19 protein-coding genes are annotated in these 21,924 nt (G+C 64.7%); 12 read left to right on the top strand and 7 right to left on the bottom strand.

Features of this window, described 5'->3' with window-relative positions:
• The 3 genes from EWM57_RS16000 to EWM57_RS15990 all read left to right on the top strand — a co-directional run.
• The coding region (locus tag EWM57_RS16000; protein ID WP_242510103.1) for a cation diffusion facilitator family transporter at nucleotides 1-988 on the top strand (988 nt) is incomplete at its 5' end.
• A gap of 113 nt (nucleotides 989-1,101) precedes the next feature.
• Nucleotides 1,102-2,304 carry a glycoside hydrolase family 1 protein gene (locus EWM57_RS15995; protein WP_129922164.1) on the top strand — a complete coding sequence of 401 codons (1,203 nt, stop codon included), beginning with the start codon at nucleotides 1,102-1,104 and terminating at the stop codon, nucleotides 2,302-2,304.
• 4 nt (nucleotides 2,305-2,308) lie between these two features.
• Complete coding sequence (locus EWM57_RS15990) at nucleotides 2,309-3,034, top strand: phospholipase D-like domain-containing protein (protein WP_129922163.1); 726 nt, start codon at nucleotides 2,309-2,311, stop codon at nucleotides 3,032-3,034.
• 106 nt (nucleotides 3,035-3,140) lie between these two features.
• On the opposite strand, the gene EWM57_RS15985 is transcribed toward EWM57_RS15990, so the two are convergent.
• Nucleotides 3,141-4,700, bottom strand: a complete 1,560-nt coding sequence (locus EWM57_RS15985; RefSeq protein ID WP_165370544.1) for a PA14 domain-containing protein — start codon at nucleotides 4,698-4,700, stop codon at nucleotides 3,141-3,143.
• 264 nt (nucleotides 4,701-4,964) lie between these two features.
• On the opposite strand from EWM57_RS15985, the gene EWM57_RS21810 reads away from it, so the two are divergent.
• Nucleotides 4,965-5,456 carry a methylated-DNA--[protein]-cysteine S-methyltransferase gene (locus tag EWM57_RS21810; protein WP_129922161.1) on the top strand — a complete coding sequence of 164 codons (492 nt, stop codon included), beginning with the start codon at nucleotides 4,965-4,967 and terminating at the stop codon, nucleotides 5,454-5,456.
• Here the strand turns inward: EWM57_RS21810 and EWM57_RS15975 are convergent.
• A complete protein-coding gene (locus tag EWM57_RS15975; RefSeq protein WP_129922160.1) occupies nucleotides 5,453-6,343 on the bottom strand; it encodes an alpha/beta hydrolase in 891 nt (296 codons plus the stop codon). The two genes, EWM57_RS21810 and EWM57_RS15975, sit on opposite strands and share 4 nt — an antisense overlap.
• A 215-nt stretch (nucleotides 6,344-6,558) precedes the next feature.
• Between EWM57_RS15975 and EWM57_RS15970 the strand changes: the two genes are divergently transcribed.
• Entirely contained in the window at nucleotides 6,559-7,281 is a 723-nt protein-coding gene (locus tag EWM57_RS15970; RefSeq protein WP_129922159.1) for a tetratricopeptide repeat protein, read from the top strand.
• 78 nt (nucleotides 7,282-7,359) lie between these two features.
• Nucleotides 7,360-8,100 carry a hypothetical protein gene (locus tag EWM57_RS15965; RefSeq protein WP_129922158.1) on the top strand — a complete coding sequence of 247 codons (741 nt, stop codon included), beginning with the start codon at nucleotides 7,360-7,362 and terminating at the stop codon, nucleotides 8,098-8,100.
• 104 nt (nucleotides 8,101-8,204) lie between these two features.
• Here EWM57_RS15965 and EWM57_RS15960 read toward each other — a convergent pair whose 3' ends face one another.
• Nucleotides 8,205-10,676, bottom strand: coding sequence for a M4 family metallopeptidase (locus EWM57_RS15960; protein WP_129922157.1), 2,472 nt, complete (start codon nucleotides 10,674-10,676; stop codon nucleotides 8,205-8,207).
• A gap of 295 nt (nucleotides 10,677-10,971) precedes the next feature.
• Between EWM57_RS15960 and EWM57_RS15955 the strand changes: the two genes are divergently transcribed.
• Complete coding sequence (locus tag EWM57_RS15955) at nucleotides 10,972-11,742, top strand: SDR family oxidoreductase (protein ID WP_129922156.1); 771 nt, start codon at nucleotides 10,972-10,974, stop codon at nucleotides 11,740-11,742.
• 76 nt (nucleotides 11,743-11,818) lie between these two features.
• On the opposite strand, the gene EWM57_RS15950 is transcribed toward EWM57_RS15955, so the two are convergent.
• Both EWM57_RS15950 and EWM57_RS15945 read right to left on the bottom strand, forming a co-directional pair.
• Complete coding sequence (locus EWM57_RS15950; protein WP_129922155.1) at nucleotides 11,819-12,688, bottom strand: ATP-grasp domain-containing protein; 870 nt, start codon at nucleotides 12,686-12,688, stop codon at nucleotides 11,819-11,821.
• 89 nt (nucleotides 12,689-12,777) lie between these two features.
• The gene (locus EWM57_RS15945) at nucleotides 12,778-14,079 is read right to left on the bottom strand and encodes an amidohydrolase (RefSeq protein ID WP_129922154.1); all 1,302 of its coding nucleotides are present in this window, start codon (nucleotides 14,077-14,079) and stop codon (nucleotides 12,778-12,780) included.
• Between the two features lie 108 nt (nucleotides 14,080-14,187).
• On the opposite strand from EWM57_RS15945, the gene EWM57_RS15940 reads away from it, so the two are divergent.
• Nucleotides 14,188-14,865 (top strand): phosphatase PAP2-related protein, encoded by a 678-nt coding sequence (locus EWM57_RS15940; RefSeq protein WP_129922153.1) that lies wholly within the window; start codon nucleotides 14,188-14,190, stop codon nucleotides 14,863-14,865.
• A gap of 147 nt (nucleotides 14,866-15,012) precedes the next feature.
• Here EWM57_RS15940 and EWM57_RS15935 read toward each other — a convergent pair whose 3' ends face one another.
• Nucleotides 15,013-15,798: an SDR family NAD(P)-dependent oxidoreductase gene (locus EWM57_RS15935; protein WP_129922152.1), complete on the bottom strand. Its 786-nt coding sequence runs from the start codon at nucleotides 15,796-15,798 to the stop codon at nucleotides 15,013-15,015.
• Nucleotides 15,799-15,910: 112 nt separating this feature from the next.
• The gene (locus EWM57_RS15930) at nucleotides 15,911-16,726 is read right to left on the bottom strand and encodes a phytanoyl-CoA dioxygenase family protein (RefSeq protein WP_129922151.1); all 816 of its coding nucleotides are present in this window, start codon (nucleotides 16,724-16,726) and stop codon (nucleotides 15,911-15,913) included.
• A 206-nt stretch (nucleotides 16,727-16,932) separates the two neighbouring features.
• Between EWM57_RS15930 and EWM57_RS15925 the strand changes: the two genes are divergently transcribed.
• The 4 genes from EWM57_RS15925 (at nucleotide 16,933) to EWM57_RS15910 (ending at nucleotide 21,863) form a co-directional block, all read left to right on the top strand.
• Nucleotides 16,933-17,736 carry a WG repeat-containing protein gene (locus EWM57_RS15925; protein ID WP_129922150.1) on the top strand — a complete coding sequence of 268 codons (804 nt, stop codon included), beginning with the start codon at nucleotides 16,933-16,935 and terminating at the stop codon, nucleotides 17,734-17,736.
• Nucleotides 17,737-17,906: 170 nt separating this feature from the next.
• Complete coding sequence (locus EWM57_RS15920; RefSeq protein WP_129922149.1) at nucleotides 17,907-19,463, top strand: hydroxymethylglutaryl-CoA reductase; 1,557 nt, start codon at nucleotides 17,907-17,909, stop codon at nucleotides 19,461-19,463.
• 55 nt (nucleotides 19,464-19,518) lie between these two features.
• Nucleotides 19,519-20,277, top strand: coding sequence for a hypothetical protein (locus EWM57_RS15915; protein ID WP_129922148.1), 759 nt, complete (start codon nucleotides 19,519-19,521; stop codon nucleotides 20,275-20,277).
• The gene (locus tag EWM57_RS15910) at nucleotides 20,274-21,863 is read left to right on the top strand and encodes a T9SS type A sorting domain-containing protein (RefSeq protein ID WP_129922147.1); all 1,590 of its coding nucleotides are present in this window, start codon (nucleotides 20,274-20,276) and stop codon (nucleotides 21,861-21,863) included. The genes EWM57_RS15915 and EWM57_RS15910 overlap by 4 nt, the downstream gene beginning before the upstream one ends.
• Nucleotides 21,864-21,924 lie beyond the last annotated feature (61 nt).

Genomic DNA, 21,924 nt, shown 5'->3' with positions numbered 1-21,924 from the left:
GTTTATTTTTACCTTCTTCATGGCAGATCCTAACTCTTCAAAAACCGCCCTCTTCGGGGGCATTGCGGCCAACGTCGGCATTGCCATTTGCAAGTTCGTGGCGGCCTTTTTCACCGGCTCCTCGGCCATGCTTTCCGAGGGCATCCACTCCCTGGTCGACAGCGGCAACGGCGTGCTGCTGCTCTACGGCCTCAAGCAAAGCCAGAAGCCCGCCGACAAGCGCCACCCCTTCGGGCGCAGCAAGGAGCAGTATTTCTGGGGCCTAATTGTGGCCGTGCTCATCTTCGCCATCGGCGGGGGCATGTCGTTCTACGAGGGCATCAAGCACATCCTGGACCCTGAGCCCCTCACCGACGCGCGCTGGAACTACATTGTGCTCGGCGTGGCCATCCTGTTTGAGGGCTGGGCGTTCTGGCTGGCCGCCAAGGCCCTGACGGCGGGGGCCGGCGCCGGCGGACAAGGCTTCTGGGGGCAGCTGCGCACCAGCAAGGACCCGGCAGTGTTTGCCTCGGTGCTCGAAAACCTGGCCGCCCTGGTCGGGTTGCTGCTGGCTTTGCTGGGCGTGTACTTCGGTCACGCCCTGAACAATCCTTACTTCGACGGCGGCGCCTCGGTGGCCATCGGGCTGCTGCTGATGCTGGTGGCCGTGTTTCTGGTCAGCCGCACCCGCAGCCTGCTCGTGGGCACCGGCGTCGACGATGCCACCATCGACAGCGTGATGAGCATCGTGAGCCGGCAGCCGGGCGTGGAGCAGACCCGCCCGCCCCTGACCATGTACCTGGGCCCCGAAGACGTGGTGCTGGCCCTCGACGTGGACTTTCACGACCACCTCTCGGCCGTGGAGGTGGAAGTGGCCGTGGCTGCTTTGCAGGACGCGCTGCGCGTATCCCACCCCGAGTTCAAGCGGATTTTTGTTGAGGCCAAAAGCCTGACCGACAAGGACCGGGACACCCAGTTGCCCACCAACCAGGTGTCGCCGCAGATCTAGTCTCGGCCCCACCCGAGCCAACCTAATAGCTCGTTTGCGGGTACAAAGAGCGGTGGCGGCCTTTCAGCAAGGGCCGGCTGCCGCTCTTTTTTTGCTTACCAACCTTCTTGCTCATGGCCTCTAACGCTACTGCATCGAACCCTTTCCGCTCGTTTTGGATGGGGGGCTACGAATGCACGGACCAGCTCAATGCCTTTGGCAACCGGGTGGACTTTCTGACCCTGACCGGCCACCTGCAGCTCATCGACCAGGACTACCAGGACCTGGCGCCCTTCCAGGTGCGCACCGTGCGCGAGGGCATTCGGTGGAGCCAGGTCGAGAAAACCGCCTACCACTACGACTGGAGCACGGTGCAGGTGCTGCTCGACGCGGGCCGGCGCCACGGCATCCAGCAGGTCTGGGATTTGTGCCACTTCGGCTACCCCGACGACCTGACGCCCCTGCACCCGATGTTTGCCCGCCGCTTTGCCCACCTCTGCCGGGCTTTCGTGGCTTTCTACCGCAGCCAGCGCCCCGACGAGGAGCTGATTGTAACGCCCATCAACGAGGTCAGCTTTATGAGCTGGCTGGGCGGCGACGTGCGCGGCACTTCCCCCTACTGCGTGGGCCAGGGCTGGGAGGTGAAGCGCGGACTGATGCGGGCCTACATTGAGGGCGTAGCCGCCCTGCGCGAAGCCGACCCCGGCATCCGCATCCTGACCACTGAGCCGCTGATTCACATTGTGCCCGCCCACCACGCCACCCGCGGGCAGCGGGCCCGGGCCCGGGAATTCGACAACAACCAGTTTCAGGCCGTGGACATGCTGGCCGGCCGCCTCTGCCCCGAGCTTGGGGGGCGGGAAGAGTACCTCGACCTGCTGGGCTTCAATTACTACTACGACAACCAGTGGCAGCTCGAGCCCCACACCACCCTGCGCTGGGCCAATGAAGACCACGACCCGCGCCTGCAGCCCCTGAGCTTTCTGCTCAAGCGCGCTTGGCAGCGCTACGACCGGCCCGTGGTGCTTACCGAAACCAGCCACCCCGGCATCGACCGGCCCGCCTGGATGGACATGATTGGGCGGGAATGCGCCGCGGCCCTGCGCGCCGGCGTGCCGCTGTTTGGCGCCTGCCTCTACCCCATCATCGACCGGCCCGACTGGGACCACCTCGACAACTGGCACCGCGCTGGCCTCTGGGATGCGGATCTGGAAGCCGATGCCCTGCCCCGGCGGGTGCTGTACGAGCCCTATGCCGAGGCCCTACGCCGGGCCCAGCGGGAGGTGCAGCAAGCCCAGCCGGCTACGGTTCAGTTAGCGGAGCTTTCCCTACTTTAGCCCCATGCCCCAACCTACCGCCGCCGACTCCGCCGCCCTGCTTCGCCACTTTGAGCGCTCCTTCGCCGACGCCACTCTTTCCGCAGCTGAAGCCCAGGAATTGCGCCGCCGCCTGGCCGAGCACGGCCAGCAGGGCGCGGCCCTCGAGCAACTCCGCCACCAGCTGTTCAACCTGGCCCGGGAACGGTTCAACTCGTTTCAGGACAAGTCGGTGATTCAGTGGCTGGAAGCGGCCAGTGCCCTGCTGCTGCCCATGGTGGTGCCCTCCGGGGAGCAGGGTGCCATTCCGCACACCGAAGTCTTCTTCAGCCCCGGCGACGCCTGCGTGGACGCCATCCGGCAGTTTATCGGGCGCGCCGCGCACCGGCTCGACATCTGCGTCTTTACCATCTCCGATGACCGGATTACGGCGGCTTTGCTAGAGGCCCACCGGCGCGGCATTGCCATTCGCCTGCTCACCGACAACGACAAGCTCCACGACAAGGGCTCCGACATCAAGCAGCTGCAGGCCAGCGGCATCACCATCCGCACCGACCTGACCGACGACCACATGCACCACAAGTTTGCCGTGGCCGACAACCGGCGGGTGCTGACTGGCAGCTACAACTGGACCCGCTCGGCCTCGCTTTACAACATGGAAAACCTGCTCATCAGCGACGACCGGGCCGTGGTGCGGCGCTACACCGAGGAGTTTGAGCGCCTCTGGGGCCAGATGGCCGATTTCCGCTGAACCGAGCACAGGGTTGGCTCATAACGATGCCGCCTGATCCGCAGCGCCCGAAGGCAGCGCGGGTCAGGCGGCATCGTTATGGCTGGCCGGGTCAGGGCCAACAAACTTACTTGGTGGGTTCCTGCACGGCCGGGGCCTCCGCCGAGGGGCGGCGAATAAGCAGGGACTGTTTGGTAGTAGTAGCCCCCACGGTCAGGTTCAGGTTGTAGTCGCCGGCGGGCAGGCTGGAAAAGTCCAGCGTCTGGTGGTGCTGGCCCGAGGTCTGGCGGCGGTAGTCCGACACTTTTACGGCAATACCGCGCTGGTCGTATAGCACCCAGCCCAGGGGCATGTCCTGGTTAAGCTGGTAGGCCATCTGGAGCACGCCGGTACTGGGGTTCGGATACACACTCATCTTGTTGACGCCAATGGCGGGTACGTTGCCCATGGCGGCCGTCAGCTGCGGGGTGCTTTCCACGACCGGCGTGAGCTTCCACTGCTGGTTTTCCTTGCCCGAGTAGCGCCACTGCTGCAGGCCGCCGTCGATTGAGTCCTTGTAGGTCAGGCCCTTGCGGCTGTGCTTGGCAATGAGCTTGACGTAGCCGTCACCGACGTCTTCAATCTGCCAAATCTGGTTGTTGCCGCTGTAGTAGGGCCACAGTTCCAGCTGAGCGCCGTTGGAGGTGGAGCTGCCCAGCACTTCCAGCACCTTATTACCGCCGGGCACCATCAGGCGGAAGTTGCCGCTGCCCGCATTTTCGATGCGCCACTGCGCGGCCACCCGGGGCCCCGCCTGCTGGCCGGGAATGCGGCCCGTGCGGGTGTCGTCCACCACTTCCAGGGTCTTGCCGTTGGAGCGGGCCGTGAGCGTGTAGAGGCCGGGCGTGACGGTTACCGGCGGGGCGGGCTCGGGCTTGGGAGCTGGCTCCGGCTTGGGCGCGGGGACCGGCTTCACTTTCTTGGCTTTCGCGGCGGGCTCTACCATGGCAACGGCCGGCGCGGGGGCTGGTTTCGCAGCGGCTTTCGGGGCCGGAGTGGCGGGTTTGGGAGCCGGCGCGGCCTTGGGGGCCGCAGGTGCCCCGGCCACTACCGGGTCGGGGGTCATGGGAGAGCCTACGGGGTAGAGGTGCTCGGAAGGAATAATCTGAGCCGCCTGACCCGGCGGAATCCACTGGAGCTCCACGCGGGCGTCGCCTTCCTCGTCGTAATATTCCAGCTTGATGGTCGTCTTTTCGCCCGCGGCTAGGTTCACGCTGCCGCCCACGTTGTTGCCGCCGCCGTTGCCGTCCCAGGTATCGATAACCTTCTTACCGTTCACCCACAGGCGCAGCCCGTCATTGGACAAAATGGAGAAGCTGTAGCGGCCCGTAGCCGGAGCCGACAGCAGGCCTTCCCAGCGGACGGAGAAGTTGTCGACTGGCAGACCGGGCGCCGGGGAGCTCAGTCCCCACTGAAAGTCGACGGTGGAATCGAGGCGCTTAAGCGTGGGCGCGCCAGCCAGGCTGCCGTTGCTGAAATACAGGGCCGTCAGGCCGGTGCCGGCGCTAACCACTGGTGCCACCACTTTGCCAGCAGGCTGAGCAGCAGGCCCGTTCCCGGAGCCGGGAGCAGCCGAAGCGGGGGAGCCCGCCAGCATCCCGCCAGCTAGGCCGAGGCCAAATACAGAGCAGAGTAGAAGGTGTCGCACGGGATACAAAAGGTTGAATGAACGAATCAGGCGAAAGTTACGACAGTTCGGCGCGTGTTGGCGCGGAATTGCCGCAGCAATTCCAACTGTTGGGCGTGCCGATACCCGGACAATATAACTCATTCCGGCCGCATCTGCCGCACGGCGGCCGGGCATCGGGAAGGTGTTGCCCCCCTAACGGCGGGGCCAGGCTCCGGGTTTTTCGGCCAGCCGGTGGCCAAGCCGGCACTTCGTTGCATCTTTGAACAAGATTTTTGCCTGCCCATGTCCGACGCCGCCATTGCCATCCTTCCCTCCGCCCTGGGCCCCATCGAGTTGCGCGGCACCGACGCCGGCCTGAGTGCCGTCAGTTTCCTGGAGGCGGCCGTGCCGGCCACGCCCGCGGCGGCCGTGCCCGCGTGCCTGCGCGAGGCCCGCGCCCAAGTGCTGGCTTACTTCGGGCGGGAGCTGCGCACTTTTGAGCTGCGCACCCACGTGGAGCGCGGCACCGCGTTTCAGCGGCAGGTGTGGGCGGCGCTACTGGGCGTAGACTACGGCCGCACGGCTTCCTACCTAGACCTGGCCCGGCAGCTCGGCAACCCCGGCGCGGTGCGGGCCGTGGGCGCGGCCAACGGGCAGAATCCGCTGGGGCTGGTTTGGCCCTGCCACCGCGTCATTGGCGCCAACGGCACGCTGACGGGCTACGCCGGCGGGCTCTGGCGCAAGAAGTGGCTGCTGGCCTTTGAGCAACCCGCCGCCCAAACCGAGCTGTTCTAGCCCGCCACCGGCGCCCCGACCAGTTTCAGCAGCTCCCGATAAATGATGTTGTGCTGCCAATAGAGCTGCAACACCATCGGGATGTGCTTCTTGCCGGGCAGTACCGTGAACTTGGGCTCCCGGCCCAGCGCCCGCAGCCGCTGCCGAAACTTCTCGCTGCTGCTGCTAATCGAGGGGTAAGTTTCGCCGCCCACAAACAGCAGAAACGGTGGGCTGCCGGCCCCCACATGGTACATCGGCGACACGTCTTTCCACACGGCGGGCTCCCGACCGAAGGGCACCAGGTACTGCTCGTCGCCGGGGTACTGCATCTTTTGCAGATAGTCGTACATGTCGAGGCCGGCGGGGTCATCGAGGATGGCGCCGCGCACGGGGTTGCGGGCCAGGCCGCGGCGGCTGAACAGGCGGTTGTCGGTGGCCAGCAGCGCTGCCAGCCCGCCCCCGGCCGAGTGCCCCATTACAAACAGGCGGTTGGGGTCGCCGCCGTAGTCGGCAATGTGCTGCACCACCCACCCCGCGGCCCGGGCACAGTCGTCGGCCATGGCGGGCACCTGCACAGTGGGCGCCAGGCGGTAGTTGATGATAACGGCCACCACGCCCTGCTTGGCCAGGCGGCGGCCGATAAAGGAGTACAGGTTTTTGCTGCCGCTGTTCCAGCTGCCCCCGTGAATGAATATAACCACCGGCCGGGGCGCCGCGGCGGCTTGGCGCGGGGCGTACACGTCGAGCACGTGGCGGGCGGGGTCGAAGTCGGGGTCGGAGGCGGGCACGTAGGCCACGTCGGTGGTGCGGCGGCTGGGCCGGGCCACGGCATACTCGGTGGCGGCCAGCACCAGCAGCACAACGGCCAGCGCGGCGGGCAGCAGCAGCAAACGAAAGAAGGACATAGCAAAAAAGTCAGGTCGACGGCCGGGCAACAATCCGCCGGCCCGGCATATACCGCCCCGGGGCCCCGCGCGGATTGCCGGGGCTGGGACAAAGGCGGAGTTTTTCGCCAACGCCCCGCCGCAGACTAGGTTGCCGCGGCCGGCGTTATATTTGCCAATACCCGGCCCTGCGTCGGCGCGACTGTTCCTTCTTTTCTTCGTCTTTTTCCCGTTTCATGAAATATTACGTGTTGCTGCTGGCCGTGCTGCTGAGCGTTGGCACCGGGTCGGCCCAGGCCCAGCGCAAGAGCAAGGTCAAAATCAAGAACGGCGGGGCGCCGGTCAGTGCCGCCAACCGCCTGCAGCCGCTCTTCGGCGGAATCAGCGTGGCCCAGGCCGAAGCCCTGGTGGGCGCAGCTTTCCTGGCCGACATTGACCGCAGCTTCTCCTCGCGCCCCGAAGCCAGCAAGTTTTTCTCTACCAAGGGCTACGAGTACTTCACCGAGGGCAAGATTGACACGGCCCGCTACCGCTTCAACCTGGCCTGGCTGCTCGACCAGAAAAACCCCGATGCCTACCGCGGCCTGGGCGTTATCAGCAGCAGCAACCCCACGCCCGACGAGTCCATCAGCCTGCTCATCCAGGGCCTGACCGTGGACCCCAACAACGCGCTGATGCTCAGCGACCTGGGCGCCAGCTACCTCATCCGCTACCAGCAGACTCAGAAGAAGAAGGACTTGGAGCAGGCCATGACCTACCTACAGCAGGCCACCACGGCCGCGCCCACCAACGCCCAGACCTGGCAGGACTTGGCCCGCGGCTATTATTACCAGGGCGAGTATCCCAAAGCCTGGGAAGCCGTACACAAAGGGCAAAATCTGAACATAGCCAGCGTCGACATCGAGTTTATCGGGGAGCTGCAGGCCAAGCTGCCCGATCCGCAGGGCATGTTCAAATAATCCGCGGGCGGCCTCCGTTACGTAGCGGGAGGGCCGTTGCCAGTTCTGGCCCCGCGTTTCACCCCTAGAAGCCTGCCCGTGAAGTATAGTCCCGTTTTGCTCAGCACGCTGCTGCTGGCCTCCTTTTCCGCCCACACTGCCCTGGCCCAGGAAACGGCGGAGCGCCGCAAGCGCCACTACACCGCCCAGGCCCGTCCCTACTACCGCGGCCCGGTTCGGTTCACGCTCGGCGCGGGCGTGGGGCTCTACAACGGCGACCTGGCCGAGAATCTGACCAATAACCTGCCTGGCCCCAGCATCAGTCTGGGCGCGCTCTACATGATGCGCCCCCACTTGGTCGTCGGCGGCGAGTTCACCTATTTTCAACTCGGCGCCAAGGACCAGATACCCGAGCGCGGCATTGCCTTCCAGGGCCGCAACGAGTCGTTGGTGGGCTTCATCCGCTACGAATTCCTGCACGACGAAGGCGAGTTTGCCGGCGCCCGCAGCCCGGCGGCCCTGATTAAGCCCTACCTGAAGGCGGGTGCGGGCTTTCTGCTCTACAACCCCAAATCGTACCGGGGCACCGACCGGCCCCTGCCCACTACCGAATACCTGCCCCCGGAAGTGAACGACTACCCGGCCATGGCGCTGGTGGCCCCGGTCGGGCTGGGGCTGGTGTTCCGCCTTACCCCGCAAATCAATGCCACGGCGGAAGCCGCGTACTACTTCACCTCCACCGACCGCCTCGACGACGTGAGTCAGCGCGGCAACCCCAGCCTGAAAGACGGTTACGGATTGGTCGAGCTAAAGCTCGAATACGCGCCCTGGGGCCGGTAAGCCAAGCGGCCGCACTTACCTCAACCGGCCGACGCAGAACTGCTAAAACGCAAAAAAGGCCCGTCTTACGACGGGCCTTTTCTAGTTGGCGGAGGTAGCCGAAGCTATTCCTTGATGAAGCGCTGGTGGAATACTTTCTGGCCGTCGCTGACGGTCAGCAGGTACATTCCTTTGGCCAGGCCGGCAATGTTGACTTGACCGTTGCCTTCGTAGCGGGCTCCCACCGTGGCGGCGCCGCGGGCATCAAGCACTTGTACCGATACGGCCTCGGCGTTGCCGGGCAGGCTCAGGTGCAGCACGTTGGTGGCGGGGTTAGGATACAGGTTCAGCACCTTGGCCTGCTCGTTGCCGATGGCCGTGCCGCCGGTCAGCGTGTTGGTGCCCGTGATGCCAGCCAGGGCGGCACCGCCAGTGATGTTGACGGTGTAGTCTTCCGTTTCGCCGTAGCTGTAGGAGTTGCAGCTCGTGGTAGCCGAAGCGTCGCTCATAATTACGCGCATCCGGGTGTTGCCGTTCTTGGCCGTGGTCGGAACCGTGAAGGTGCCCGACAGCGTGGCGCTGCTGCTGCTCGAACCGCTTACGACCAGTTCACCGGCGTCGGTGAACACGCCGTTCTGGTTGTAGTCAATGTAGACTTTCCAGTATTCGGTGTAAGCCGTACCGGCGTAGCCAGCCGAGAAGCTAACCGTCTGCGAGGTGCCGGCGCCAATGCTCGGAGCAGCCAGGGCCGTACCGTTGTAGTAGCCACCGTCGGCAGCCGAAGTGCGGGCCAAGGTGCCCAACTTCACGTAGTCGATGTACTCGTAGGCCACGCTGGTGCCTTTCGAAGCGCAATACGTTACGCCGCCGGTTGGCGGAGGAGTGGTGCCGCCGTACGCAGCGCCCACGCCTACGGCGTACCAAGCGTTGGTTACCGTCTGCACCTGGGCCGAGCCAGCCCCGTAGAGGTCGGTGGCAGCTTGGATGGAAGCCGTGCGGGCCGAAGCGAAGGTCGACGAAGCCGTCAGGTACGTGCTTTCGGTGCGGTAAGCAATTTTAGCCGCCGCGTCGATGGTGATGCCGGTCACGTTGAAGGCGCTGCCGATGTCGTTGGTGCCGCTGCCGCCAACGCTTACCAGGTAGAACCAGTAGTTGAGTACGCCCGAGTTGGTGTGTACTCCGCCGTAGTCGTTAGCCGAGGTGGGCGAGGTGGTCGTAGCTCTCCAGTAGGTGCCTTTGTAGGTGTCGGGCTGGCCCTGGGAGTTGGGGTTGCTCATGGAGCGCAGGCCGGGCTGCTGCTTGTCGATGTCTTCGCCAATGAGCCAGGTCGACTTGGTCAGGCCCAGCTTGGCCGCGGTGTACTGCTCGATGGCGGCACCCCAGATGTCGGAGAAGCCTTCGTTCATAGCGCCCGACTCGTTCTGGTAGGTCAGGTTAGCCGTTTTCTCGCACACGGCGTGGCCGATTTCGTGGCCGCACACGTCGAGGGCGGTCAGGGGGCGGAAGCGGGAGGCGCCGTCGCCGTAGGTCATTACCGAGCCGTTCCAGTAGGCGTTTTCGAAGCCCACCCCGTCGCCGGGGGTGTCGTCGAAGTGCACGTAGCTCTTAATTTTGGCGTTGGCGTTGTCGTAGGAGCTGCGGCCGTGCACCAGTTTCCAGTAGTCGAACGTGGCTTGAGCGCCGAAGTGGGCGTCGCCGGCCACGTTGTCGAAGTTGGCGTTGTTGTACTCGGTCCAGCTGTTGTCGGCGTCGGTGAAGTCGACGGCGGCGGTGTAGCTGTTGCCTTTCTTGGCGTTGTAGGTTTCAATGCCTAGGCCGCGGGTGTACTCGCGCAGGCGGTACTGTCCGGCCACGACGGTTTCATTTTCCAACGAGCGGGTGCCGCTGTAAGCCGTGGCGAAGGTAGCGGTGGCGGCCGTGTGCTTGATGATGGCGTCCTGCATTACCACCTGACCGTTTTGGGCGTCCACGTACACATAGGCGCGGCTCAGGGGCTGCTGGGCGTAGATGTTGAACTTCCAGGCCAGCGTGGGCTTGCCGGTTTCGAGGGCATTAACGATAACCAGCTCACCCTGGGGCTTGTAGGTTGCCGCTGGGTTGTCTTCCATCACTTTCAGGCCGGCTTCCTCGCGGGCGTCCTGCCACATGTACTTGGTAGCACCCACAAACGACATGGCGCTTTTCAGGGCCGAAGCGGCACTCAGGGAAGGCGTTACGTTCAGGTTCGTGATGCGCTCAAAGTCGCCGCTGATGCTCTGTACGTTGCCCTGCCGGGCGTGCACGGTGTACATGCCGTGCTCCACTTTTACGCCCTTGTAGTACTGGTCGTATTTTTCATGCACGAACCCCAGCTGGTCGGCTTCCGTTTTAGCCTGCACCAACTGGTCGTCCTTGGTCAGCTGGAGCTGCTCGCGCAGTACCGTCGTGGCTTCGCTCATCTTGTAAGCGTTGCCTTCACTGCGAAACTGCACCATGAAGGGCGTTCCGTTGTCATTGAGCACCTTCGACTGCACGCGGGAGTAGTCCTGCGCGTAAGCACCGGAGGTAGCCAGGCCACCGAGCAACAGCAAGGCTGCAGCTGAGTAATGTTTGGTCATGTAAAGTGTGGTTTGTTGTGGGAAAGAAATGAGCGAAGTGCCCCGGCGAGCCGAAGCGTTTCCAAGGTAGAAATTTTTCAATTTTATTAGTCTTTTCACCGCAATACTTTCAGCATATCACTTCATATCATGCGAATATTTCAAAATATTACTTTCTCTTGATATTCCAGGATTCAGTTGAAATTTCGGTCAAAATGCCACATTCCCGGAATCTACCCGGACGTTGCGTTGCCCTTTCACCCCAAAATCTTACACGTCTTCCCGACCGGGCTAAAACCCCGTTATCTGCTCTGCTATGAACAACCGCTGGAATCTGAAGGGACAAATTGCGCTGGTCACGGGCGCTTCCAAGGGCATCGGGGCGGCGGCGGCGGAAGAGCTGCTGGGCTTCGGCGCCACCGTCGTTGCCGTGGCCCGCACTGCCGCCGACCTCGAAGCCCGGGTGGCCCAGTGGCGGGCCCAGGGCTTCGATGCTCACGCCCGCCCCGCCGACGTAAGCCGCCCCGACGAGCGCCAAGCCCTGCTGCTCGACGTGAGCCGGCAGTGGCCCAAGCTGGATATTCTGGTCAACAACGTGGGCACCAACATCCGCAAGGCCACGGCGGCTTACAGCCGGGAAGAGTTTCAGCACATCATGGCCACCAACCTGGAATCGGTGTTTGGCATGTGCCAGGCCGCTTACCCACTGTTGCAGCAGGCCGGGGGCGGCAGCATCGTCAACGTGGCCTCGGTGGCGGGCCTGACCCACGTGCGCACCGGCTCGCCCTACGGCATGAGCAAGGCCGCCATGGTGCAGCTGGGCCGCAACCTAGCCGTGGAGTGGGCGCCGGACCATATTCGGGTCAACACGGTGGCGCCCTGGTATATCCGCACGCCGCTAGTAGCCGGGGTGCTCAGCAACGAGGAGTTTTTACAGGGCGTACTGGCCCGCACCCCGCTCAAGCGCATCGGGGAGCCGGAGGAAGTGGGCGCCGCCGTAGCCTTTTTGTGCCTGCCGGCGGCGGCCTATATCACCGGACAGTGCTTAAGTGTGGATGGCGGCTTTACGGCCAACGGCTTTAGCTGAGGTGCTTTAGTTGTTCGTTGTCCGTTGTTCGTTGTTGAGTAATCGTTGAAGGACCTGACAACGGACAACGAACAACTCATACCCGACTCAGCGCGGCTTCGTAGCGGGCAAAGGCGTGCTCGTCGGAAGCCAGGTATAGAAAGGGCTCGATGAGCTCCAGCTCCATCAGCAGCAGTTCTCCGTTTACCTCCACCCCATCGACGCGGGCGTAGAGACAGTCGGGGGCGAAGCGGGCCACGAGCTGGTCGGCGGTAGCGCGCAGGTGGGCCGGGGCCGTCACGGGCTCGATGTGGCCGCCCAGGTAGTGCTGCACCCGGAAGTCGCCGGACTTGGGCGTTTTGAGCACGCAGTGGCTGAACTCCCCGCCGAAGTACAGCAACGACCATTCGCCCTGGGTCTGGATCTGGGGCAGAAACGGCTGGGCCAGGAAATCCTCTTCCTGCAGCAGCGCCTCAATCTGGGGCCGCGCGGCCTCGGCTTCGGCCCGGGAAAGGGCAAACGTGTTTTTGGCCCCGCCGCTGACGGCTGGCTTCACAATCAGCCGGTCGGTGCCCAGGTCGGCAAACAGCTCTGCGGGCTCAAACTGCGCGCCGCGGCTCAGCCAGCGGGTGGGCACAATCCGGGCCCCGGCCTGCTCCATATCGGCCAAGTACTTCTTGTCGGCATTCCAGCGCACCCGCGCCACGGGGTTCAGCAGCCGCACGCCGAGGGCTTCGATACGGTCGAGCCAGGCGTAGAACTCCTGCACCCGGTCGAAATAGTCCCACGGCGACTTGAGTACCACCACCTCGTAAGCCAGCCAGTCGACGGCCGGATCGGTCCAGATTTCGGCCGTTACGCGGTGGCCTTGCTGATGCAGGTAGCGGGTGAGCAGGGCATCCTCGTCGTCGACGGTGGGCGCGGCGTACTGGGCCAGACTTTGGCAGGTAACCAGGGCAATATTCATCAAAATACTAATTAGGCAGGGTGAAACGGCAAGGACTGAGTGATGCCGGCCAGCGTAGGCGGGCCATCCTCAGCCCTCCCCATGCGTCGTTATTTACGGCTGAGGTAGTCGGCGGCCAGGGTCGCCAGGGTTTTAACGCCCAGCGTGAGGCCGCTTTCGTCGATGCGGAAGCCGGCGGTGTGGTGGTCGGCGGCCGTGGCCGGATCCTGACCTTTGCTCATACCGCCCACGAACAAAAACAGGCCGGGCACTTTTTCCTGGTAGAAGGAGAAGTCCTCGGCCCCGGTCACGGCTTTCTGCTCCCTCACCTGGGCCGCCCCCGCCACGGCGCGCAGCGTGGGCAGCATCTGGGCCGTGAGCTTTTCGTTGTTGAATGTCACGGGCACGTAGGGCTCGATGCTGACCTCGGCCGTGGCCCCGGCGCTTTCGGCAATGCCCTTGGCAATGCGCCGGACGGAAGCCCAGATTTCCTGCTGCACTGCCGGGTTCAGGGCCCGGATGGTGCCGGTCAGCTCCGCGTCGGCCGGAATCACGTTGTGGCGCACCCCGGCGTTGATGGTGCCCACCGTCACCACGGCCGCGTCGTCGATGAGCTTCACCTGCCGGCTCACGATGGTTTGCAGCCCCAGCACAATCTGGGCCGCCGTCACGATGGGGTCTACGCTGTTCCAGGGGTAGGCGCCGTGGGAGCCTTTGCCGTGCACCTTGATGCTGAACCGGTCGGAGCTGGCCATTTCGCCCCCGGGCCGGTAGCTGAGCGTGCCCACTTCGGTCTGGGCCTGGATGTGCACCCCGAAGATGGCGTCGACCTTGGGATTTTCGAGCACCTTTTCCTTCACCATCAGCTTGGCGCCCCCTTCTTCGCCCGGCAAGGAACCTTCCTCGGCGGGCTGGAAGATAAACTTGACGGTGCCGGGCAAGTCTTTCTTGACTTGGCTGAGCACTTCCGCCGCCCCCATGAGCATGGCCACGTGGGTGTCGTGCCCGCAGGCGTGCATTACGCCCACGGGCTGGCCCAGGTAGGTGGTCTTCACCTTGGAGGCGAAGGGCAGGTTGTTGCTTTCCGTGACGGGCAGCGCATCCATGTCGGCGCGCAGGGCCACTACCGGGCCGGGCTTGCCCCCGCGCAGAATGCCCACCACGCCGGTGCGGGCCACGCCGGTCTGCACTTCCAGGCCCAGGCTTTTGAGGTGGGCGGCAATGATGCCGGCCGTCCGGGTTTCCTGGTTGCCCAGCTCGGGATGCTCGTGCAGGTCGCGGCGCCAGGCCACCACCTTCGATTCCTCCTGAGTGGCCAGCTGAGCAATGCGGGCGTCGAGGGCGGCATTCTGGGCCAGCAGCGGCGGGGCGGCCGTCAGCACCAGGGCCGCGGCGGAGTAGAGTTTCTTCATCGGGGAGTAGCGTAAAAAGCCGGCCAAAAGGTACGATGCGCGGCGGCATTGGCCGCATCCGGCGGGGCAGCGTATTTTTGCCCGATCTTCTCCCGCTTTTTCCCGCCCATGCCGCTTCTCCGTCCGGCTCCCGTTTTGCCCTCCGACTCCCTGCTTTGGCCCGAGGCCTGGGCGCGGCCGGCTTTTCGCCGCACGCTGCTGCTGGGCGTGGGGCTGCTGCTGGCACTGGCGGCCGGCATTCCCCACTTTTTCGCCTTTATCCAGCAGCGGGCCGGCGTCGTGCTCCCCGACCCGCTGCTGGCCGCCCTGCCCGCCCACGACGTGTCCGAGCCCACATTCGGGCTGATTTATTTGGGCATCGGGGCCACGCTCACTTACCTGTTGCCCCGGCCCGCGTTGCTGCTGCGCTGCATCTGGGCTTATCTGCTGCTGCACGCCTGCCGCGTCCTCACGCTCTGGCTCCTGCCCCTGGACCCGCCCGCGGGCCTGCTGCTGCTCCACGACCCGCTGGTGGACCGCTTCTTCTACGGCGGACCCGCGCCCGTAACCAAAGACCTGTTTTTCTCGGGTCACACGGCCACGATGTTTTTGCTGGCTCTGGCCGTACGGCCCCGGGGCGGGCGGTGGGCCCTGCTGCTGGCTACCCTGGGCGTGGGCGCGCTGGTACTGGTGCAGCACACCCATTACACCTACGACGTGCTGGCCGCCCCGCTTTTTGCGGCCGTTAGCTACTGGCTGGCGGGCAAAATAACCAGCCCGGCCACTGCCTCCCCCCTGTCAGTCTGAGCAGCACGCAGGACCGGCCTGCTTCTGCGCTGGTAACTCCTTTCAAAGTAAAAGCCCTTTACCAACGAGTGGTACAGGGCTTTTACTTTAGTACTCCGGGGTTGCAAGGCGAAGGCGGCGTAGGAAGACAGAGCGGCAGAACCCAATCTACTTCAGGTGCTTCTCGTAGATGCCGGCCGCAATTTTCTCGGTCATGGCTTTGGGGACGAAGCTGGTAAGCTTGGCCGAAATCCGGTTCAGGGCCCCGGGAATCACCTCGGCTTCTCCGGCCAGCATAGCTTCCACCCCCGCACGGGCCACTTCGGCGGGCGTCATGGAGAGCTTGGCGGCTTTTTCCTGCAGCCCGGCACTCATGCCGGCGCGGTCGGCGAAGTCGGTGGTGGTGGCGCCGGGGCTCAGGCAGGTCACCGACACCGGGGAGTCGCGCAGCTCGTAGCGCAGGCCGCGGCTGAAGGTGAGCAGAAACGCTTTGCTGGCCGCGTAGAGCGTAAGGGTCGGCACGGCCTGGTAGGCGGCGGTGCTGGCCACGTTCAGAATATACGCCTTGGGCTGCCGCCGCAGCTGCGCCACTAAGTGGTGGGTAAGCTCGGTGGGCAGCAGCATATTGAGCTGAAGCATGTTCTGCTGCTGGGCCAGGGGCAGCTCCTCAAACCGGCCCCACAGCCCGTAGCCGGCAGTGTTGACCAGCACCGCCAGCTCGGTGGTTTGCACGTTGGCCCACTCAGCCAGACGGGCGGCGGCCCCGGGCGCGGCCAGGTCGGCGGCCAGCACCTGGGCTTCTACCCCGTGCTGCTGCTTCACTTCGGCAGCCAGCGCCTCCAATTGGTCTGCGGAGCGGGCCGCAAGCAGCAGATTGTAGCCGCGGCGGGCCAGCTCCAGGGCAATGGCGCGACCAATTCCGCGGGAAGCACCAGTGATAAGGGCGTGGGGCATGTGGTGAGATGGTGAGTTAGTGAAATGGTGAGTTTGATGGTCTGGGGGGCCAGCCGTCGCAAACCGCGCACTTAGCGCCGTCTGAACGACAACTCACCAGTCCACCAGTTCACTATTTCACCAGATGGAGAAACCGCAGGTAGAAGGGCGTGGCGCTGTGGGCATTTTTAGGCTCGTACTTGCCGCTGATGATGGGCACGTACATGACGCGGCGGCGCGACACCTCACCCACCAGCGGGGAGCGGGCCACGCGGTGCCACATGCGGCCGTCGTGCACGGTCAGGTCGCCGGGCTCGGTCTCGACGGCAATTTCGTTCGGGTCGTGGCCCACGTCCTTGTAGTACTTCTTGCGGAAGAGCATCTCCCGCAGGGTCTGGTGGTGGGTGCCGGCCAGCAGGCGCAGGCCGCCGTTGGTGGCCGGCGTGCCGTCGAGGTGGACGCCCACGTTGAGCATGGGGCCGATGCGCTTGCCGTAGAACACGTCGCGCAACGAGTCGGTGTGCCAGCCCATCTGGCTGAACTCCGAGCCCGCCACGTTCACGTAGTGGTTGATAACCAGGCCGTCCTTTTCATTTTCCCCTACCCGCCCGTTGGGGGCTTCGAGCAGGGGAAACAAGGACTTAAAGCGCGGATCCTGGAGCAGCTCGCGCAGCACCGGGCTGTAGTGAGAGGCAAAGGCGAAGCGCTGCACGATGGGCGAGCCATCCACATCTTTGCCGTACTTGATGGGCACGCCGTTGACCTTCTCCACGCCCTCGGCCAGCCACTGGGCCTGCACGTCTTCGGTAGCGCGCAGCACCGTCTGAACCTGCTCCGGGGTCAGGAAGGGGCGAAAATGGAGAAAGCCGTATTTGCGAAAAAACTCCCTTTGTTCCTCCGTCAGGCGGTTGCCGAGGGTGAAACGGGGATAGTCTGAGTGTGGGGACATAGGGCGAAGGCGGTTAGTGAAAAACGCCTCTTGGGGTCAAAGATACGATTGCCGCGGCCGTACGGGTTACAGTCGAGCAACGAGGGTAAGAAGATAGACGCACGACGGCCGCCCAGACTTTAAAACTCGGGCAGCGCGGTGAAGAATGCGTGAATCAACCGCCAAACCGGGCGCAGGGTTTATCCGCGTTGCGTATCTTAGGCCCAATGCGCCGACTTCTTTTTCTTCCTGCCCCCGCCAAACGGACGCCCCGGCTGCTGCTGGCCGGCCTGCTGCTGCTGGGCCTGGGCGCCGCCCAAATCACCACCGCCCGCCTCGTGCCCTTCCGCCGGGGCAGCAAGTGGGGCTACGCCGACCCCAGCCGCCGCCTTGTGCTGCCCCTGCTCTACGACGAGGCCGGCCCCTTCGTGGGCGAGGTGGCCTGGGTGCGGGTGGGCCAGCTCTACGGCTACATCGACGGGGCCGGCAACCCCATTACGCCCGTGCAGTTCACCAAGGCCAGCAATTTCCACCGGGGCCGCGGCACCGTGGAGCTGAACGGCCAAACCTACGACCTCGACACCAGCGGCAACCGCCTGACGACCCCGCCCGACCCGGAACCCGAGTCCGACTTCCTGACCCAGGGCGACCTGACCCACAAAGACGGCAAAGTGGGCTTCCGCTTCACGGTGGGCGCCGCGCAGGTGCCGGCCATCTACGACGAGATTCGCGAAAACTACAACGGGCTGCTGTTCGTGCGCCAGGGGCCGAAGTGGGGCGTGCTCAACGACAAGGGCAAGCCCGTGCTGCCCCTCGAATTCGACGCCATCCAGGCCTCCGAAGCCAACGGCTTTGCCCTGCCCGTAGTGGAGCAGCAGGGCCGCTTCGGCTACCTCGCCGACGACGGCCACCTGCTCGTGGCGCCCAAGTACCAAGCCGCCGAGCCCTTCGTGGAGGGCGTGGCCCGGGTCACGACGCCCGACGGCCGCAGTGGCTACCTCGACACCCGCGGCCGGGAGTTTTTCGAGTAGCGGGGCACGTACTTGCGGCGGGTAGCCTCTAGCTTTTATTCCGCTCCGTACTCAGCAGGCCGATTCTCGACGTGCGTTTGCCCACCGGTAGTCACTGGCCTTGATTCCCGCCATTCCCCGAAAATTTCGCACTTTACCCACCTAACCTCCTACCTAACGTTCCCCCGCGCATGATCTTCACGCCCAGCCCCATGCTGCTCAAGCTGCTCTACACCCGCGGCAGCCTGCACAACACGCCCGAGGGCGTGGCCTTCAGCATCAAAAACCGCCTCGACACGGTGCGCCTGACCCGGATTGACCACGTGCAGCTCGACGGCGTGCAGGTGCCGGCCGAGCAGATTGCCCTGGACCTGGGCGAGGGCGACGTGCGGCCGGCCACTACGCTCAACGCCGACAACGCCGGCTTCACGCTGGCCGTGGGGCAGTCGGCCACGTTTCATTTGGCTACCGACCACCTCAAGGAAGGCATGCACACCGTGCGGGTGCAGTTTGCCGCCGACCCGTTCGGCGACCTGAACGTGGAGGTGGAAGACGCCATTGTCACCACTGCCGACAACCGCACCCGCATTCCGCGCCAGGACCAGGACGACTACTCCGAGGCCGCTATCCAGACCCGGCAGCGCTTCGCCGAGGACTTCACCGGCCAGGAGTTCAAGCACCTGAAGCACTACTCCTTCGACGCCCACGATTTGCAGGGCAACTGTGAGCATTTCACCGGCGTGGCCCAGATTCCGGTGGGGCTGGCCGGGCCGCTGCGCGTGAACGGGGAGCACGCCCAGGGCGACTTTCTCATTCCGATGGCCACGACGGAAGGCACCTTGGTAGCCAGCTACAACCGCGGCATCCAGCTGCTCAACCTCTGCGGCGGGGCCAAGTGCACCATCATCGGCGACGCCATGCAGCGGGCCCCAGTGTTCGTGTTCGACGACGCCCGCGGGGCCCGGGACTTCGGCAAGTGGGTGGAAGAAAACATCGATAAAATTCGCCCCGAGGCCGAAAGCACCTCGCGCGTGGCCAAGCTCCAGTACATCGATACCTACCTGAGCAACAAGTTCGCCTTCCTGCGCTTCAACTACAGCACCGGCGACGCGGCCGGGCAGAACATGGTGGGCCGGGCCACGTTTGCGGCCTGCTCCTGGATTCTGGAAAACTACAAGGGCGCCCCCATCCGCCACTTCTACCTCGAGTCGAACTTCGCCACCGACAAGAAAGCCTCCCAGATCAACGTAATGCGCACCCGGGGCAAGCGGGTGGTGGCCGAGTGCGTGATTAAGCGCGACATCCTGCAGCAGCGTATGCGCGTGACGCCCGAGCAGCTGGCCTACCACGGGCAAGTCTCCAACGTGGGCGCGTTTATGTCGGGAGCCAACAACAACGGGGCCCACTCCGCCAACGGCATCACGGCCATGTTCATTGCCACCGGCCAAGACGTGGCCAACGTGTCGGAATCCAGCGCGGGCATTCTGTACTCGGAAGTCACGGCCGAGGGCGACCTGTACATCAGCATCACGATTCCCTCCCTCATCGTGGCCACCCACGGGGGCGGCACGGGCCTGGCCACCCAAAACGAGTGCCTGCGGATGCTGGGCTGCGTGGGCCGGGGCACGGTGAACAAGTTTGCCGAAATCGTGGCCGGGGTGGTGCTGGCCGGGGAGCTCAGCCTGGGCGCCGCCATCAGCAGCTCCGACTGGGTGAGCAGCCACGAGCAGTACGGCCGCAACCGTTAGGCCGTAGCCCGCATTGATTTTTTATCGATATGCCGTTCTTAGCCCCCCTTATTCTATGTCTACTCGCCTTTCTCCCTGGTTGCTGACGGGCCTGCTGGCTGCGCTGCCCCTCGGTGCCGTTTGGGCTCAGACCCAGCCCGCCATGCTCACCCAGCAGCAGGTGCACGCCCTGGCCCAGGGCTACTACACGCCCTACGAGTACAACCGCACCGTCGAAAAAGCGGCCCTCACGCCCGAGCAGGCCTACTTCACCCCCGACTGGCAAACCGGCACGCTCTGGACCGCGGGCGGGGAAAAGCACTCCGTGGCGGCCCTGCGCTACAACATTGCCCTGCGCCTGGTGGAAGTGCGCGACCCGACCACGCCGGCGGGCGTGAGCGTGCTGCCGGTGGGTGGCCTGCGGGGCTTCACGCTGGGGGCCGAGGGCAAGCGGGGCAGCCACACGTTCGAAACCCGGACCGTGGGCCGCAGCGCCGACAGCCGCAACTTCTTCGAAACCCTCACCGCCGGCCCGCTCCAGCTGTTTTTGCTCCACACCATCGACGAGAAAGCCGCCAACTGGATTGCGGCCTACAACATCGAAACCCGGCCGGCTTCGGTCAGCCGCGGGGTGCAGCTGTTTGCGGGCCAGGCCGGCCAGGGCGCGGTGCAGGAGCTGGCGCTGAAGCGCAAGTCGGTGGAAAAGCTCTTTGGGGCCCAGGCTCCGCAGGTAGCCGCCTACGCCGCCGAGAAGAAGCTCGACTACGAGCAGGTACCCGACCTGGTGATGCTGGTTGACTACTTCAACAGCCTGGCCAAAACCACTCAGCCATGAGCAGACAGTTTTTGCCCCTGGTCCTGGTATTCGGCCTGGGTGCCTCGTCGGCGCTGCGGGCGCAGTCGGCCCACCCCAACGTGCTGGTCAGCACCATCAGCAGCCCGGAGGAAACGGCCATTGCCATTAATCCCAAGAACACCCGGGAGCTGGTGGCCGGGGCCAACATCAGCAACCAGTACTACAGCACCAACGGCGGCCAGACTTGGACCTGGCGGCCGCTGAGCTCGCCCTACGGCGTGTGGGGCGACCCGTGCGTGGTGGCCGACACGACCGGGGCGTTCTACTTTTTCCACCTTTCCAACCCCGGCGGCTCAGTCAACACCAGCTTCCCGTTCGTGGACCGCATGCAGGTGCAGCGGGCTGCCACGGCCGCCACGCCCTTCACGTTTCGCGGCTACTTCGGGCTGAACCCACCCAAGCAGCAAGACAAGGAGTGGGTGGCCGTGAACCGCAAAACCAACGCCCTCTACGCCACCTGGACCGAGTTTGACGCCTACGGCAGCCTGGCGTCCACCGACAGCAGCCGCATCGTGTTCAGCAAGTCCCGGGACCAGGGGCTGACCTGGACCGCGCCCAAGCGCATCAGCAAGGTGGGCGGCGACGCCGTGGACGAGGACAACACGGTGGAGGGCGCCGTACCGGCCGTGGGGCCCAACGGGGAAATCTACACGGCCTGGGCCGGACCGCTGGGGCTGACCTTCAACCGCAGCCTCGACGACGGGCTGACTTGGCTGCGCAGTGAGAAAGTTATTGCCAGCGTGCCCGGGGGCTGGGACTTTCCCGTGGCGGGCATTTACCGCGCCAACGGCCTGCCCATCACGGCCTGCGACGTAAGCCAGGGCCCGAACCGCGGCACGATCTACGTGAACTGGAGCGACCAGCGCAACGGCCCCTCCGACACCGACGTGTGGCTGGTAAAAAGCACCGACGGCGGTCAGACCTGGAGCGCCCCGCGGCGGGTCAACAACGACACGGCCGGCCACCAGCAGTTTTTCACCTGGATGACCATTGACCAGGCCACGGGCTACCTCTGGTTTGTGTTCTACGACCGGCGCAACTACCCCGCCAATGCCACCGAAACGCGCACCGACGTGTATGGGGCCCGCAGCACCGACGGCGGCCAGACCTTCCAGAACTTCCGCCTCAGCCAGTCGCCGTTTGTGCCCAACCCGGGCGTATTCTTCGGCGACTACACCAATATCACGGCCCACAACAACGTGGTGCGCCCCATCTGGACCCGCCTCGACAACCAGCAGCTCAGCGTCTGGACGGCCCTGATTGACGTGACGGTGCTGGCTAATAAGAATGCGGCAACGCTGCCCGGCCTGAGCCTGCAGGTGTACCCCAACCCGGCCCGGGAGGCCGTGCAGGCCGCCTTGCAGCTACCCCTGGCGGCCCCGGCCACCGTGCGCCTGCTCAGTCTGGAGGGCCAGCTGCTGCGCACGGTGCTCAACCACGAGCTGATTACGACCGGGCAGCGCCGCCTCACCAGTCCCGTGGCCGACCTGGCCGCCGGGGTGTACCTGCTCGAAGTACAGGTGGGCGAGTACAGCTTGCACCGCAAGGTACTGGTAGCGCATTAGCCGGGCTTACTCCAAACGCAAAGAAGGGCCGCTGACGAGTCAGCGGCCCTTCTTTAGGCTT

The organism is Hymenobacter persicinus (genome assembly GCF_004167665.1).
Lineage (GTDB): Bacteria > Bacteroidota > Bacteroidia > Cytophagales > Hymenobacteraceae > Hymenobacter > Hymenobacter persicinus.
Note: the sequence above shows the minus strand (reverse complement) of the source record. Positions and strands in the feature narration are given on the sequence as shown.